This is a genomic window from Nocardiopsis sp. ATB16-24, from assembly GCF_030271535.1.
GTDB lineage: Bacteria > Actinomycetota > Actinomycetes > Streptosporangiales > Streptosporangiaceae > Nocardiopsis.
The window spans coordinates 36,468-52,549 of record NZ_JASCXJ010000025.1 but is presented as its reverse complement, the minus strand read 5'-3'; the positions used below and the strand labels follow the sequence as shown (position 1 = coordinate 52,549).

Here is a 16,082-nt window from a genome sequence, read left to right as displayed (position 1 = left end):
AGGGCCTCGCGGAGTGGGTCTCCGGGAGGGCCGGAACGCGTGTGCGGCCCACCTCCAGACCGTGCTAGCCTTATCCATGTCGCCAGGGAGAACGGGGTGAAGAGCCCGGATCACCTGGCAACACAATTGCATACATGTCACTCGGGCGGGTGGCGGAACGGTAGACGCGCACGGTTCAGGTCCGTGTGTCCGAAAGGATGTGAGGGTTCAAATCCCTCCTCGCCCACATGGTGCGGGCCGTGGCTCGGAAGCTGTGCTTCCTCGCTGCGGCCCGTAGTTCTTTTGTCGAGAGGCGTCGGCCTGTCTCCGTGAACCAGGGTACCCAGTGGGGCGCGTGAGGCAGTGACGACCGGAGCGAAGCACGAAGCGACGCCCGATCGTCACCACGGGCTACTCCGGAACCGTCATGGAAGGCCGGAACCGGGCCCCGGTCGAGCCTTCCGGTTCCGGACCTCCCGCCGACCCGTTCCGGTCAGCCCACTTCCCGGGAACCGTCCAGATCCCACACCCGCAGATGCCCGCACATACCGTTGCGGAGCGGCCCGGCAGGGGTGTCGGCGGTGTAGACGGCCGCCCGCGCGAGATGTTCGCCGTCGCCCCCCGCCAGCGCTTCCAGATGCCCCAGGGTGGCCTGCGCCTGATGCATCGCCCCGCGTTCGACGTGGTGGTGCCACCCGGCGGCCTTCTCCCGGACCAGCGCGGTCGCGGCCCGGTACAGACCCTCCAACGCTCCCGGCCCCTCACGTTCCACCCTGGCGCGCAGCTCCAGGTAGCCCTCCACGGCGAGGTCGCGGCGCTCCCGCGCCGCCCGCTCGGCGGAGGTGACCGCGGGAGGCAGGACCGTGGCCCGGCGATAGGCGTCGCCATCGGCGAGCACCGGGCCCGGATAGGTGAGGACGGCGTCCCCGGCCTCGGGGAGTCCGGCGTTCTGCATGACGACCAGGATCTCCAGGTCGCCGCTGTCGTTGACCAGCCGGTGCACGGTGCCGGGGGTGAACCACAGCAGACTGCCCGGACGCAACGGGGTCCGTCGATACCCGGCGCCGCCGAGCGTCTCCAGATGGCCTTCGCCACGCAGGACCACGTACCCCTCGGCCGAGGCGGTGTGCAGGTGGGGGGAGCCGCCCGCGAGCCCGTCCGCCGCGGGCCAGTCGTAGACACGTAGGTGGGAGACGGCCGTGCCGCCCGGGAAGCCGGGGACGCGCGGGGCGTTCACCGCTCCTCCCCGGACGTTGCGTCGAGGGGACCCGTGGTCGCCTCCAGCTCCGCCAGGCCCATGTCGGCCAGGGCCTTGGAGCCCTCCGCGCCCCGATCACCGTCGGCCACGACGACCGCGTACCGGTAGGCCAGGGTGTCCCCCGCCCCGACGGTCACCACCTCGTCGAAGAACGGCGCCGGGCACACACAGGCGAAGATGCCGCTGCGCACGAACCACTTCACGGGATGGCCGGGGTTGTCCGGGGCGTCCACGAACACGAGCGTGGAGGCCCCGTCCTTGCCGTCGTGACGCCCCACGAAGCCCATCCAGGGGGAACGGGTCCCCATGAGGTCGTCCCCTCCCTCCCTTCCCTCGGCGTGGACGCGTCCTCCACTGAAGGAGCGGGGACCGCGCCAAAACAGCCCGCCGTACCCGGCGTTGGGCCGACCCTCGGTCGTGGGACTGCCGAAGGGCATGGCCTCGTCCGTCAGGTTGGTGAAGGAGGTGGTGAACACCAGGGTCCACGCCCCCCGGTCGGGGGCCGCGGTCACCCGCAGCCCCCGCCGCTCGGAGAACCAGGTCTCGCCCTGTTCGGTCACCCACTCCAGCCGTTCGTCGATCAAGACCCGTTCCGGTGAGGTCTCGATCCGGTCGAAGGAACGGTGTTCGATGGAGCCGTCGTTGGCGAGTTGCCGGTACCCCGCGTCCCGGAGGTAGGTGGGGCCGCCCCAGAAGTTGGCCGGTCCCACGTTGGGCAGGGACCACGCGATCCCCTTGTGCCACACGTGGTCGTGTGGCCTGTAGAGACTGACGACGTCCCCGCCCAGGGTGCGGATCGGATGGAGGTAGGGACGTGGCGCCTCCAGCTGTGCGTCCCAGGGGCGGTACACGTAACGGAAGAGGTCGCCGCCGTCGTGGGTCAGCCGCAGCGAGCGTCCCCGCTCGTGGACCAGGCCCAGTCCGTTCGCGGCGGGTTCGCCGCCGTCGGACGTGGCCGCGGTGGTGTTCTCTGGCATGTCCTTGACCCTTCTGTGGTCGCACATCGGGATGTGGCCCCAAAGCGCGCTGTCCTGTCCTCGTCTCGGGGGGCGGGGAGGCCCGTGTCCGCGGTCCGGGCGCGCCGGCCGACCTCTCCGCCGACCGGCGCGCCCCTTCCGCCGGTGTCACTCCTCGATGAAGTACTGCTCGGGGTTGGTCGGGCCGGGGTCGTTGTAGTTACCGGAGGAGTACATGGTCTCGGGCACGTTGTGGAAGTCGTTCGCGACGATTCCGTAGCCGGGAGGGCTGAGGCTGATGCCCATGGCGTAGAACTGTTCCTGGGTGAGGGCCAGGAAGTCGTGCATCAGCTCCTCCCTGGCGGCGGGGTCGGGCTCCTGTTTGATGGCGTCGTACATCTCCAGGTGCTCGACGACCTCGGCCGGCGGTTCCTGGGAGCGGGGGTCGTCGCCCTCGGAGACGTACCACTGGGCCCACGGGATGCCGAAGTTGGACTCGCCGCTCTGCGTGGGCGCGTACCAGCGGGGGTCGTACATCGCGTCCATCATCCCGTTGTCGCCCGACCACACGTTGGCGTCGTGCTCGTTGTTCTCCCGGCGGGTCTGCCACAGCGAGCGGTCCTCGGTGTTGAGGTCCACGTCGATGTCCAGGTCCTCCCAGAAGCCGACGACCATCTCCATCGAGTCCACGATGTCGGGGCGAAAGTCCGTGGGCACCGACAGGGTGAAGCGCACCGTCTCGCCGCGCGGGCTCGTGCGCAGGCCGTCGGAGTCACGCTCGTCGTAGCCCGCCTCGTCGAGGATCTCGTTGGCCAGGTCGATGTCGTACTCGGTGTACTGGGTGGCCAGTTCCTCGTTGTAGAAGGGGCTGTCCTTGCGGGGGGCGCCCTGCCAGGGTTCGCCCTGGCCCCGGTAGACGACGTCGATGATGTCCTGACGGTTGATGGCGTGGGAGAGCGCCGCCCGGAAGTCGCGGTCGTTGAAGGTCTCGCGCAGTTCCTCGTCCTCGTGGGTGAGGTTGAGGGAGATCATCGCCGTGTTCATCTCCGCGGGCTGGAGTTCGAAGAAGTCGAAGTCCCCCGACTCGCGGCCCTCGGCCAGGGTGGGCCGGTTGGCCAACGTGTTGAAGTGACGCGAGTGCATGTCGATCTCGCCGTTGAGCGCGCGGACCAGCATGACCTCCTCGTCGGGGAGGATGTCGAAGACGACCCGGTCGATGTAGGGCAGCTGGTTGCCCTCGGTGTCGACCTTCCAGTAGTAGGGGTTGCGCTCCAGCACCATCCGCCCGGAGTCGGCCAGCGGCTCCACGACCTTCCACGGGTACATGGTGGGGATGTCCGGGTTCTGCCAGTACCGGGAGCTGTCGATCACGCCCGCCTTGGCCTCGAACATCTCCACCCAGTCGGTGAACCCCTCCTCCTCGGCCAGCTCGTCGGCGTCGGGGTTGTGGTCGATGTGGAAACGTTCCAGGTAGTGCTTGGGCTTGGTCACCACCTGGTACTGGAGGAGGTCGTAGCCCGCCCACAAGGCGTTGGGCTCGTCGAAGACGATGGTGAAGGTCTGTTCGTCGACCTTCTCGACCGTGCCGGGGCCGGCCGCCGCCACCGGGGTGAGGTCGTGGTTGTTGAAGATGTCGTTGTAGGCGAACTCGACGTCGTCGGAGGTGAACGGCTCCCCGTCGGACCAGCGCAGTCCCGCGCGCAGGGTGAAGGTCAGCTCGGTGGCGTCCTCGTTGTACTCCCAGGACTCGGCGAGGTTGGGGATCACCTCCTGCCAGTCCGTGCTCCAGCGGGTCAGGTTCTCATAGCCCACGGTCCTGCCCAGCCAGGGCCAGTCGCCCACGCCGAGGATGGCGCTGTTCCACTCCCCGCCGTACACACCGACCCGCTCGTGGGGCTCGACCACCAGGGGTTCGTCGGGCAGCCGTTCCTCCACGGGGGGAAGATCACCCGACTCCACGAGCGCGGCGAGCATCGGCGCCTCGCCGGTGCCCTCCGCCCGCCCTTCGCTCTCGACGTCGGGATCGAACGAGAAGAAGGAGCATCCGGTGGCCATCATGACCGCCGCCGCGCCCGCGGCGGTCGCCGACCACCGTCTTCCATCGCCTGCCGTTCTCTGTCTCATGTGTCCTTCTCCTGCCTCGTGGGGGGTTCCCGCCTGGTGCGGGTCGGGAGGTCGACGCCGGAGGCGTCGGACGCGACGGGGCCGAGGATCCCGGTCAGGTCGAGACTCTCGGCGTGGTGACAGGCCACCGTGCGGCCCGGAGCGGCCTCACGCGGTGCGGGCTCCTCGGTGGCGCACAGGTCGGTGGCGTACCGGCACCGGGGATGGAAGGGGCAGCCCGACGGCGGCTGCGAGGGGTCGGGCACCTCGCCGGTGAGCCGTACGCGTTCGCGGGTGCCGCGCAGTCGGGGGTCGGGGATGGGCACCGCGGAGATCAGCGCCTCGGTGTAGGGGTGCAGCGGCCCGGCGAACAGTTCGCCGGTGGGCGCCACCTCCACGATCCGCCCCAGGTACATGACCGCGACCCGGTCGCACACGTGCTCGACCACCGACAGGTCGTGGGAGACGAACAGGTAGGTCAGGCCCAGTTCGTCCTGGAGGTCCTGGAGCAGGTTGAGGATCTGGGAGCGCACGGAGGTGTCCAGGGCGCTGACCGCCTCGTCGGCCACGACCAGACGTGGTCCGGGGACCAGCGCGCGGGCGATGCTCACCCGTTGGCGCTGGCCGCCGGAGAAGGCGTGCGGGTAGCGGCGCAGGTGGTCGGGGTGCAGCCCGACCCGCTCCATGGTCTCGCGGACACGTGCCTCCAGCTCCCGCCCGCGCAGGCCCAGCAGCATGCGCAGGGGCTCGCCCACGATGTCGCGCAGGGTCATCCGCGGGTTGAGGGAGGACTGCGGGTCCTGGAAGACCATCCGCACCTCGCGCCGGTAGACGGCGGCGTCGGCGGAGGAGAGCGCCAGGGCGTCCAGGACACGGCCGTCGGCGGCGCGGTAGCGGATGCTCCCGGAGGCCTCCGGTCGGGCCCGCATGATGCTCGACCCCAGGGTGGTCTTGCCGCATCCGGACTCCCCGACCAGGCCGAGGGTCTCGCCCTGGTGCACGTCCAGGTCCACCCCGGCCACGGCCCGCACGTGGCGGTGGCGGCCGGCGAGGCGCCGTCCGCGGAGGGGGTAGGCCACCTCCAGTCCGCGGACGCTCAGAACGGGTTCGGTCCTTCGCTCCGCGGCTCTTTCGTCGGTGGGAGGGTCTTGGGCCTGGGGCGATACGGGGGCCGGTGCGCCGGCCGGGGTCTCAGTCGACATGGACGCTCTCCTCACCGGTCGGGGTGGTCTCTTCCCCGGTGGTGCCGTCCGCGGGGCCCTCCTGGAGGAGGCAGCGCACGCGGCGGCCGGGGCCCGGCACCGTGACGGGGGGAACGGTGGTGTCGCACAACCCCTCCACGGCCTCGGGGCACCGGGTGCGGAACACACAACCGGTGGGCCGGGTGCCGGGAGCGGGGACCGCGCCCCTGATGGTGGGCAGGCGGCGTGACCGGGGCACGCCGATCCTGGGCACGGCCTCCAACAGGGCCCGGGTGTAGGGGTGGCGGGGATCGTGGAAGATCTCGTCCACGGGTCCCTGTTCGACCACCGTGCCCAGGTACATGACGGCGACCTCGTCGGCGATCTCGGCGACCACGCCCATGTCGTGGGTGATGAAGAGCACGCCCATGCCGGTGTCGCGGCGCAGGTCGTCGAACAGGTCGAGGATCTGCGCCTGTGTGGTGACGTCCAGCGCGGTGGTGGGTTCGTCGGCGACCAGGACGCGGGGCCCGCAGGCCAGCGCCATCGCGATCATCACCCGTTGGCGCATCCCTCCGGAGAGCTGGAAGGGATAGGAGTCCACGACGCGTGCGGAGCCGGGGACGCGCACGCGGTCGAGGAGTTCGACGGCGCGCCCACGGGCGTCTCGGCGCGACATGCCGTGGTGCACGCGCAGGGACTCGCCGATCTGGTCGCCGACGGTGTGCACCAGGGACAGTGAGGACATGGGCTCTTGGAAGACCATGGCCACCTCACGGCCGCGGACCGCGCGGATGCGCCTGCCGGTGGGGTGCAGGGACGCCAGGTCCACGGGGTCGTCGGCGCCCTCGGACGGATACAGCAGGATCCGACCGCCCACCACCCTGCCGGGCGGTTCGACCAGTTGCAGCACCGAGCGGGCCATGGCGCTCTTGCCGCAGCCGCTCTCGCCCACCACGCACAGCGTGCCGCCCCTGCGGACCGCCAGGTCGGCGCCGTCCACGGCCCGGATCACGGAGTCGTCGGTGAAGAAGTGCGTGCGCAGGCCCCTGATGTCCAGGACCACGTCACCGCGGGTTCCGGTCGCCAAGGCGACCACCTCCCTGGCTGTAGGGGTCGGCGGCGTCGCGGACACCGTCGCCGACGAAGTTGAGCACCAGGACCGCCACCGTCACCGCGGCCCCTGGCAACAGGAGCCAGGGCGCGTTGGCGATCGAGTGGATGTTCTGCGCCTCCTGGAGGAGCACGCCCCAGCTCACGACCGGTGCCTGGAGTCCCAGGCCGAGGAAGGACAAAGAGGTCTCGGCCAGGATCATGAACGGCACCGCCAGGGTCAGGGAGGCGATGATGTGGCTGGTGAAGGACGGCAGCATGTGGCGGCCGATGACCCGGCCGGTGCCGCACCCGTCCAGCCGCGCGGCCGTCACGAAGTCCTCCTGGCGCAGGGAGAGGAAACGGCCGCGCACCACACGCGCCAGGTCGGTCCAGCCGATGAGCGAGAGGATCACGGTGATGGCCAGGTAGGTCTGGATCGCGCCCCAGTCACGGGGAACGGCCGCGGAGAGTCCCATCCACAGCGGGATCGTGGGGATGGACATCAGGAACTCGATGACGCGTTGGATGCCGTTGTCCACACGTCCGCCTAGGTAGCCCGAGAGTCCGCCGAGCACGAGTCCGAGGACGAAGGACAGGGCCACCCCGGCCAGACCGATGGACATCGACACCCGGGTGCCGTAGACGATCCGGGAGGCCATGTCGCGCCCGTTGCGGTCGGCGCCCAACAGGTACACGTCCTGGTCGGGGTCCTTGGCGCCGATCAGGTGGAGGTCGCCGGGGAACAGGCCCCACATCTCGTAGGGTCGGCCGCGCACGAACAGGCCGACCGGGATCTTGGCGGACTCGTCGACGGTGTAGGTGTTGGCGAGCGTCTCGGGGTCGCGTTCCACCTCGTAGTCGTACACGTACATGCCCAGGTCGAAGCCGTCGGAGGTGTCCACGAAGTGGAGCCGCTGGGGTGGGGCGTAGGTGCGGTCGGCGTTGTAGGCGCCCGGTGTGCCGGGCGCGAGGAACTCGGAGAAGATCGACACCAGGACGAGCACGCACAGGACGAGCGCACCGGCGACGGCCGGCCTGTTGCGGCGGAAACGCCGCCAGACCAGCACCCGCTGGGGCACGTCACCGGGAAGGTCCGTCCGGCTCTCCTCGGTGGTCGTCGTGCCGGGGGCCTCGGGGGCGGCGTCGGATCCTCTCGCGGGGAGCGGGGGGTGTTCGGGCGACGGTCCCATGGTCACACCCTCTCCATGTGTTGGTAGCGGATACGCGGGTCCCACCAGGCCAGGAGCAGGTCGGAGAGCAGGGTGCCGATGACCGTCAGCGCGCCGAGGACGAGGATGACGCTTCCGGCCAGGTACATGTCCTGGTTGCGCAGGGACTCGACCAGGAGCGGCCCGGTCGTCTCCAGGCTCAGCACGATGGAGACCAGCACCTCGCCGCCCACGAGGGTGGGCAGGATCCAACCGATGGTGCTGATGAAGGGGCTGAGCGCCATGCGTACGGGGTACTTGAGGATGACTCGCCACTCGGGCAGGCCCTTGGCGCGGGCGGTGGTGACGTAGGGCTTGCGCAGTTCGTCCAGGAGGTTGGCCCGCAGCACCCGGATGAGCGCAGCCGTGCCCGCCGTGCCGATGATCAGGACCGGGATCCACAGGTTGGAGACCACGTCCAGGACCTTGCCGAGGTTCCAGGCGGCGTCGACGTACTCGCGCGAGACGATGCCGCCCACGCTCTGACCGAAGTAGCGGAAGGACACCCAGGCGAAGATCAGGGCGAGCATGAAGTTCGGGGTGGCCAGTCCGACGAATCCGACGAAGGTCACGGCGTAGTCGCCGAGGGAGTACTGGCGCACCGCCGAGTACACCCCGAGGGGGAAGGCGATCGCCCAGCTCAGCAGCAGTGTGGACACGGCCAGGACCAGGGTGAGGCCGATCCGGTCCCACATCAGGTCGGCCACCGGGCGGTGGTACTGGAAGGACTGGCCGAAGTCGCCGTGCAGGAGGATCCCGGAGATCCAGCGCCAGTACTGGACGAAGAAGGGGTCGTTGAGCCCGTACCGCTCCTCCAGCGCACGGATCTGCGCGTTGTCCACCCCTTGCCCCTGGGCGGACAGCTGGGCGATGTAGGCGGTCAGGAAGTTGCCGGGGGGCAGTTGGATCACCAGGAACGCCACGAGCGAGATGGCGAACAGGGTCGGGACCATGTACAGCAGGCGGCGGATCACGTAGCGGCGCATGGCGTCCCCCTCGTGGGGGCCGTCTTCCGACGGCCCCCGCTCGGGTGGAGAGGCGCCCGCGGGCGCGGTGTCACCATCGGACGCCTCCACCGTCCATGCGGGCGTGGAACGGCGACTCCGGTCCCAGGTCGGCGGGGGTGACGGGACGTCCGCCGAAGGAGGAGGCGTAGACGCCCGCGACCAGGCGCATCGTCCGCAGCGACTCGGCGGAGGTCACCGGCGGGGCGGTGCCCTGGCGTAAGGCGGTCAGCACCTGGGTGATCTGGGCGTGGTGTCCGCTGTCGGTCCCCCGTTCGCCGCTCTCCCAGGCGGTGGTGATCTCCTCCTCGAACCCGGGCGCGGGGGTGATCCGCCAGTCGGAGTCGCCGTAGCCGTACAGGTGGACCAGTTCGACGGTGGCCCGTTCGTAGTCGATCCGGATGCGGCTCTCCTCCTGGGGCGAGACCAGGCTGTTGACCACACTGGCCACCGCCCCGCCGGCGAAGTCCACGCGGGCCAGGGAGACGTCCTCGGTCTCGACGTCGCGTGCCTGGCGGCGGGCGGTCGCCGACACCTCCGTCCACTCGCCCAACAGGGACAGCAACAGGTCCATCTGGTGGATCCCGTGCCCCATGGTCGGGCCGCCGCCCTCGGTCTCCCACCTGCCGCGCCAGGGCACGTCGAAGTACTCCTGCGGTCTGAACCACGTGGTGTGGCAGGCCGCCACCAGCGGGCGTCCGAGGACGCCGGCGTCGGCCAGCGCGCGCACCCGGCGGGCCCCCGAGCCGAAGCGGTGTTGGAACACGGTGGCCAGCCACGGCCCGCCCTCGCCGCCCTCGGCCGCCGCCATCTTCTCGGCCTCGGCCAGGCTCAGCGCCGGGGGTTTCTCCACCAGTACGGAGGCGCCGGCCCCCAGACAGGTCTGGACCTGGGGCAGGTGCAGGCCCGGTGGCGTGCACACGTGCACCAGTTCGGGGCGTTGGTCCTCCAGCATCGCGGACAGGTCGGTGTATCCCGCGGGGATGGCGAACCGGGAGCGGAAGGCGGTGAGGACCTCGGTGTCGACGTCGACCGCGGCGACGATCTCGGCCTGCTCGGGGAGGGAGGCCAGTGCCGAGGCGTGGAAACGGGCGATGTTCCCGGTGCCCACGAGGGCGACGCGGACCGGGCCGGTGGGGCCGGAGACCGTCGGAGGGGGGCTCATGTGTCGTTCTCCTCTGTCAGCGGGGGGTGGGGGGTGGGTGGCGAGGAGCCTGGGGACGCGGGGCCGGATTCTGTTGGTAAGCGCTTGCCTGACGCCCGTGGGACGCCCCGGGCGTCTGACGGGCAGACGCCCGGAGGCCCCGTCAGGGGAGGGTGGGAGACGGCGGAGCGCCCCGGAGGGTCCTGCTCATCCGCGTGTGAGCACCTCCTTGTCGTCGACGGGATCGAGGTGGACCTCGCACGTCAGGCGGCGGGTGTGGTCCACCACGCGTGCGGGGCCGTCGAGCCGCACGGGGACCGTGTGTCTGACGTCCTGGCTGGAGGCGGACAGCAGCAGTTCCAGACGGCCGGGATCGACCACGCGCTCACCGTCCGGCCCGGTGTAGGAGGACAGGTCCGCGTGCACGGTGAAGTCCAGTGCCCGGGCCTCGCCCGCCTCCAGGCTCACCCGTGCGTAACCGATGAGACGCCTGCGGGGCAGGGCGATCCGGGCGACGGGATCGTGCAGGTAGAGCTGGACGACCTCGGTGCCCGCACGGTCGCCGACGTTGCGGACGGTGCAGCCGACGGTGATCTCGCCGTCGGTGCCGATCACGGACACCTCCTCCGGAAGGAGGGCACGCCCGTCCACGCGCGGGTCCTCCCAGACGAACCGGGTGTAGGACAGTCCGTGGCCGAAGGGGTGGAGCGGGGTGGGGTCGACCGAGCTCACGTCGCTGCGATGGGCCAGGTCGGGGCCGAGGTAGGTGGTGGGCTGGGCGCCCGACCCGCGCGGCATGGACACCGGAAGACGCCCACTGGGGTTGACCCGGCCGGAGAGCACCCCGGCCACGGCGGGCATGCCCTCCTCACCGGGCAGGAAGGCCTGGACGACGGCGGCGAGGCGGTCGCCCACCTCGCCGAGCGCGTAGGGGCGTCCGGACACCACCACCGCGACGACGGGGGTGCCCGTGTCGACGAGGGCCTCCAGGAGTTCCTGCTGCACACCGGGAAGGCGCAGGTCCTCCACGTCACAGCCCTCTCCGGAGGTCCCTCGGCCGAACAGGTCGGAGCGGTCCCCGACCACGGCCACGCACACCTCGGCGCCGGTGGCGGCCCGTACCGCCTCGTCGAACCCCTCGGTGGAGGCGCCGTCCACCGAGCACCCCTCCGCGTGCGCCACGCGGGTACGGGGCAGTTCGGCGCGCAGGGCCTCCAGCAACGTGGGGATCTCGACGCCGACGGGGGATTCGGGATGACGCCTGCCCACGTGCGCGGGGAAGGAGTAGCAGCCGAGCACGGCCTCGAAGGTGTCGGCGAGCGGCCCCACCAGGGCGAGGTCCGCGACGCCCGACAGGGGGAGCACGTCGCGGGGGTTGGACAGCAACACCACGGAGCGCTCGGCGAGGGTGCGGGCCAGCGCTCGGTGCTCGGCGGGGTCCAGGTCCACCGGGGAGTCGGGGTCCTCCGGCTCGGGGGTCCATCCGGAGTCGAGCAGTCCCAGTTCGCACTTTTGGAGCAGGACGCGTCGCGCGGCCCTGTCGACCAGTTCCTCGGGCACCTGGCCGGAGCGGACCATGCCGGTGAGACGTTCGCCGTAGCAGTGCACCGTGGGCAGCTCCACGTCCACGCCCGCGTTCAGGGCCAGGGCCCCGGCCCGTTCGGGGGAGTCGGCGAGGTGGTGCAGGGTCTGGAGGAAGGTGATGCCGAAGTAGTCGGCGACCACGGTGCCCTCGAAGCCCCACCGGTCGCGCAACAGGTGGGTGAGCAGCCCGGTGTCGGCGGCGGCCGGCAGGCCGTCGTTGTCGTTGTAGGCGTGCATGACCGATTTGGCGCGACCCTCGCGCAGGGCCATCTCGAAGGGCGGAAGCAGTACGTCGGCGGTCTCGCGGGGACCGACGGAGACCGGGGCCAGGTTGCGACCGCCGCGTGAGGCCGAGTAGCCCACGAAGTGCTTGAGGGTGGCCACGATCCCCGAGGACTGGAGGCCGCGTACGTAGGCGGTGCCCACTGTCGCCACCAGGTGGGGGTCCTCGCCGATGGTCTCCTCGGTGCGGCCCCACCTGGGGTCGCGCGCCACGTCCAGGACGGGGGCCAGACCTTGGTGGACGCCGACCGAGCGCATGCTCTCGCCGATCTGGGCGGCCATGCGCTCGACGAGGTCGGGGTCGAAGCCGGCGCCCCAGGCGAGGGGGATGGGGTAGATGGTCGCCGACCAGGCGGCGAACCCGGCCAGGCACTCCTCGTGGGCCACGGCCGGGATACCGAAGCGGTTGGCGTCCATGATCTCGCGCTGGCTGCGGGCCAGGGAGGCCCGTCCCGCGGCGGGTTCCACGGGGACCGTGCCGAAGGAGCGGGTCAGCTGACCGAGGCCGTGCTCGATCACCTTCTCCCACGCGGGCGGGTCCTGGGTGAGGTCGTGCTGGTGCGGTGCGACGGACTCTCCGGAGGAGCTCGCGCTCACCCACACACCGTGCAACTGGGCGACCTTCTCCTCCAGGGTCATCAACCCCAGCAGTCGCTCGACCCGCTCCGCGGCTGGAAGTGAGGGATCGCGCCAACCGTCGTCGGGGCTCTCCCGCCCGGCGACGTGGTCAGAGGGTCCGGTCATGTGAAAGGGGCCTTTCTTGTGCTCGGTGAGGGTGCGGGGAGGAACCAGGGGTGGAGGGTCGCGTACACTCGACATTCGAAACTTTCGACATTAACAGCGAAACTTACTGATCGAGAATGTACGTATTCGCGGTGACCTGGTCAACCCCTTGGCGAGAGATAAGTCACACGACGCCGGTGTGCCCAGGAAAGGCAAGGGGTTTTCGCTGGTGAGAAAATACGTGGTTTCGTCGAAGTGTTCTTCGGGAAGCGTTTGCCGCTCGAAAGTTTCGACATACCCCTGATCAGCTGTGTTGACCGGTCGGAGAAGAGACGGGGCACCGACGACCTCGGTGTCCGGAAGCGCCGAAAAGGGGGAGTCCCGGACCTCAGGCCCGGGACTCCCCCTCGCACGCGATCGACGTCCCCGATCAGGGGGCGAGGACCTTCTCCACGCTCTCGAAGCGGCTGATCTCGCAGCCGTTGAGCTTGTTGAACTCGGTGTCGACCTCGGTTCCGTCCACGTGACCGGTCACGTGGACGACCTCGGGTCCGCCCACCTGCATGGTGCACATCATGTCGGAGGTGTCGAGGACGAAGGGTTCGGTGCCGGTCTCCTCGATCTGGGCGCACGCGGCCTCGGCGTCGGGGTGGTCACCGCCCTCGGGGCCGCACGTCAGGGTCCACACCCCCTCCTCGTAACCCTCCTCAGGAGCGAGACTCTCGTCGTCGCTCAGCGAACGCTCGATCGTCAACCGCACGTCGGCTTCGCCGCCCTCCTCCTCGGAGGCCTCCCCGGTGGAGGAGTCGGGGGAATCTTCGTTGCCGTCGGACTGTTCGGACTCGGATGTCGGGGTGTCCACCCCGGTGGGCTCGTTGCCGCAGGCCGTGACGAGCAGGCCAAGGGCTGCGAGAGCGGCGAGGCGGGTCGGCAGGGATGCCGCGAAGGTGTACTCAGCCATACGGTTCAGACGTGGCGGGTTCCGCTGGGGTTCCCGTTTCCTCACATTTTCCGAAGTACACAGACACAGGGGGTCACATGTTCGGCAACAGCGTTCCGGAGGTCGGCGTCACCGAGGTGCCCGAGGGCGCCTACCTGCTCGATGTCCGCGAGGACGACGAGTGGAACGCGGGCCACGCGCCCGACGCCACGCACATCCCCCTCGGCGAGCTGGGGCAGCGTGCGGTCGAGGTGCCCAAGGACCGGCGCGTCTACGTCATCTGCCGCGCGGGCGGACGCTCCGCCCAGGCCGCCGCCGCGCTGAACCAGGCGGGGTGGGACTCGGTCAACGTCGCCGGTGGCATGCAGGCCTGGCAGCACGCGGGACGGCGGATGGCGGGAGAGGCCGGTGTGGAGCCACGGGTGATCTAGGGCTTCTCGTCCCGTCCACCCGTGTTCGGGAGCCGGCCGCCCCGGAGAGGGTCACGGAACCTCACCCGATGTCGGCGAATCGACGCCGATTGCGCAAAGCCCTGCCCTCGGGGCGCCGGCTAGTGGCACTATGACGTCGTGAGTTCCGAGCGCGCGCCCCTCAGCGCCGAAGCCGTGCTGGCCTCCTCAGCGGATGCGGTGGTCTGTGTCGACAGTGAACTCCGGGTCGCCCTGTGGAACCCCGCCGCCGAGAAACTGTTCGGCTGGCGCGCGGAGGAGGTGCTCGGAGGCGAACTGCCGATCGTTCCCGCCGAGCTGAAGGCCGAGCACGGCGCGGTGCTCGAACACGTGCGCACAGGGACCCCGCTGACCATCCACACACGCCGTGTACGTAAGGACGGCGCCGTCATCGACGTGCGGATCAACACCAACCGCGTGCCGGACGAGGGCGGCGGGGTCGCGGGGTGGGTGCTCAACCTCTACCCCTCCGACAGCGACGTGCAGGCCCACTCCTCGGCCATGGAGCGGGCCCGCCTGGTACGCCGACTCACCGACGTGGTCGTCGACATCAACGCCGACCTCAGCCTCAAGACCGTCCTGGACCGCATCTCCCGCGGTATCACCGAACTCACCGGCGCGGACGCCGGAGGCTTCGTCCTGCTCAACGAGGACCGCGTGGAGCTGGTGAGCATCTCCGAACTCTCCGAGGAACTCCGGGGGTTCAGCGCCTCCTTGGACGACAGCCTGTTCGGTGAGCTGCTGCGCAGTGGCAAGTCCGTACTGCTGGCCAACGAGGACACCCGCGGTCTCCAGGACCTGGTCTGGGCGGACCTGCCGGGACTGCACACCATCGCCCTGGGCGTGTCCCACGTGCACGGGCGTCCCTACGGAGCCCTCCACGCCCTCTACAGCCGGCGCAAGGTCGGGCACGTCGAACTGGAGCTGCTCGAACTCCTGGCGGCGCACGCCGGAGTGGCCATCGGCAACGCGCTGGCCTACGAGGAGCTCAACCGTCAGCGTGTCCACGAACAGGCGGTGGCCGACTCCAGCGCCGACGGGATCGCCGTACTCGACTTCGGCGGACGGGTGCGCAAGTGGAACCGCTCGGCGGTGGAGCTCACCGGATACCGGACCGAGGTGGTGGAGGGCCGTCACCCTCCCTTCCCCCTGCCCGCCTGCCACGGGCAACCGGTCAAACACCAGCTCAAGGACGGCCGTTGGCTGGAGATCCTCATGGCGTGGATCCCCCGCACCCACGAGTGGGTCGTGGACTTTCGCGACATCACCGCGCAGAAGGCCATGGAGGACGAACGCGAGGCCTTCCTGGCCACGAGCGGCCACGAGCTGCGCACACCCATCACCGTCATCCACGGTTACGCCACCACGCTGTTGCGCAAGTGGTCCCGGCTCACCCCCGAGGCGCAGTACAAGGCGGTGGGGACCATCGCCGAGCGCTCCTCGGTCCTGGCCACGTTGGTGGAACGACTGCAACTGGGCTCTGACGTGGCACGCGGTGATCTGCGGGTCAGCAGGGACCGTTTCGACCTGGCCGAGGTCCTGAGACAGGCGATCAACGCCTTCCGGCCCCTGTCGGACCGGCACGACGTCGCGCTGGAGGACCTGCCGTCGCTTCCTCCCACCGCGGGCGACCCGCTGGCCACGGGCATGATCATGGACCAGCTGCTGGAGAACGCCCTGAAGTTCTCCCCCGAGGGCGGTCGCGTGCGTGTCAGCGCCCGACGGGAGGGCGACGTCGTCGCGGTCATGGTCGACGACGAGGGCGTGGGACTGCGAGCCGGCGACGAGGAGAGGATCTTCGACCGCTTCGTCCAGGCCGGGATACGCGGTGACGACTCCGGTTTCGGCGGGCTCGGCCTCGGCTTGTACATCGTGCGTCAACTGGCCCGTGACCAGGGCGGGGACGTCACCGCGCACCGGCTCGAACGCGGCGCGCGCATGCGCTTCACGGTGCCGCTCCACCCTCGGGACGATCCGTCCTCCCCCCAACGGACCCCTACACGGGTCGAGTCCTCCTTGGGGCGATCGGCTTTCCAGGATTCACCAAAGAACACATCGGCATCACAAGCCCCATCACGACAGGGATCCCCGCGTTCTCGGGCGAGTCGTTCACGGTGATTCGTCTCGCGTTGGGTTTCCTGCCAGGGCGATCGGGGCATTTCCACCCCTGGTGGAA

General features: G+C 70.1%; 12 protein-coding genes and 1 tRNA gene. 3 read left to right on the top strand and 10 right to left on the bottom strand.

The features are described 5' to 3' along the window. Window positions 1–143 precede the first annotated feature (143 nt). Window positions 144–226: transfer RNA gene (locus tag PFX91_RS21355), tRNA-Leu, on the top strand. Between the two features lie 246 nt (window positions 227–472). On the opposite strand, the gene PFX91_RS21350 is transcribed toward PFX91_RS21355, so the two are convergent. The 10 genes from PFX91_RS21350 to PFX91_RS21305 all read right to left on the bottom strand — a co-directional run bounded on the left by PFX91_RS21350 (window position 473) and on the right by PFX91_RS21305 (window position 13,478). Then, entirely contained in the window at window positions 473–1,216 is a 744-nt protein-coding gene (locus PFX91_RS21350) for a cupin domain-containing protein (protein ID WP_285734606.1), read from the bottom strand. Beyond that, window positions 1,213–2,214 (bottom strand): DUF6807 domain-containing protein, encoded by a 1,002-nt coding sequence (locus tag PFX91_RS21345; RefSeq protein ID WP_285734604.1) that lies wholly within the window; start codon window positions 2,212–2,214, stop codon window positions 1,213–1,215. The genes PFX91_RS21350 and PFX91_RS21345 overlap by 4 nt, the downstream gene beginning before the upstream one ends. A gap of 147 nt (window positions 2,215–2,361) precedes the next feature. Then, window positions 2,362–4,248: an ABC transporter substrate-binding protein gene (locus PFX91_RS21340; protein ID WP_285734639.1), complete on the bottom strand. Its 1,887-nt coding sequence runs from the start codon at window positions 4,246–4,248 to the stop codon at window positions 2,362–2,364. Window positions 4,249–4,313: 65 nt separating this feature from the next. Then, the gene (locus tag PFX91_RS21335; RefSeq protein ID WP_285734602.1) at window positions 4,314–5,498 is read right to left on the bottom strand and encodes an ABC transporter ATP-binding protein; all 1,185 of its coding nucleotides are present in this window, start codon (window positions 5,496–5,498) and stop codon (window positions 4,314–4,316) included. Beyond that, window positions 5,488–6,567, bottom strand: coding sequence for an ABC transporter ATP-binding protein (locus PFX91_RS21330; protein WP_285734601.1), 1,080 nt, complete (start codon window positions 6,565–6,567; stop codon window positions 5,488–5,490). Before PFX91_RS21330 ends, PFX91_RS21335 begins: the two co-directional genes overlap by 11 nt. After that, window positions 6,545–7,762 carry an ABC transporter permease gene (locus tag PFX91_RS21325; protein ID WP_285734638.1) on the bottom strand — a complete coding sequence of 406 codons (1,218 nt, stop codon included), beginning with the start codon at window positions 7,760–7,762 and terminating at the stop codon, window positions 6,545–6,547. The genes PFX91_RS21330 and PFX91_RS21325 overlap by 23 nt, the downstream gene beginning before the upstream one ends. 2 nt (window positions 7,763–7,764) lie before the next feature. Then, window positions 7,765–8,766 carry an ABC transporter permease gene (locus PFX91_RS21320; protein WP_285734600.1) on the bottom strand — a complete coding sequence of 334 codons (1,002 nt, stop codon included), beginning with the start codon at window positions 8,764–8,766 and terminating at the stop codon, window positions 7,765–7,767. A 70-nt stretch (window positions 8,767–8,836) separates the two neighbouring features. Beyond that, window positions 8,837–9,949 carry a Gfo/Idh/MocA family protein gene (locus tag PFX91_RS21315; RefSeq protein ID WP_285734598.1) on the bottom strand — a complete coding sequence of 371 codons (1,113 nt, stop codon included), beginning with the start codon at window positions 9,947–9,949 and terminating at the stop codon, window positions 8,837–8,839. Between the two features lie 186 nt (window positions 9,950–10,135). Then, complete coding sequence (locus PFX91_RS21310) at window positions 10,136–12,538, bottom strand: beta-xylosidase/alpha-l-arabinosidase (protein ID WP_285734596.1); 2,403 nt, start codon at window positions 12,536–12,538, stop codon at window positions 10,136–10,138. 409 nt (window positions 12,539–12,947) lie between these two features. Continuing rightward, window positions 12,948–13,478 (bottom strand): SSI family serine proteinase inhibitor, encoded by a 531-nt coding sequence (locus tag PFX91_RS21305; protein WP_285734594.1) that lies wholly within the window; start codon window positions 13,476–13,478, stop codon window positions 12,948–12,950. Window positions 13,479–13,555: 77 nt separating this feature from the next. Here PFX91_RS21305 and PFX91_RS21300 point away from each other — a divergent pair, with 77 nt between their 5' ends. Both PFX91_RS21300 and PFX91_RS21295 read left to right on the top strand, forming a co-directional pair. After that, complete coding sequence (locus PFX91_RS21300; RefSeq protein ID WP_285734592.1) at window positions 13,556–13,888, top strand: rhodanese-like domain-containing protein; 333 nt, start codon at window positions 13,556–13,558, stop codon at window positions 13,886–13,888. Window positions 13,889–14,026: 138 nt separating this feature from the next. Further along, window positions 14,027–16,024, top strand: a complete 1,998-nt coding sequence (locus tag PFX91_RS21295) for a PAS domain S-box protein (protein ID WP_285734590.1) — start codon at window positions 14,027–14,029, stop codon at window positions 16,022–16,024. The last annotated feature ends 58 nt before the right edge of the window (window positions 16,025–16,082 follow it).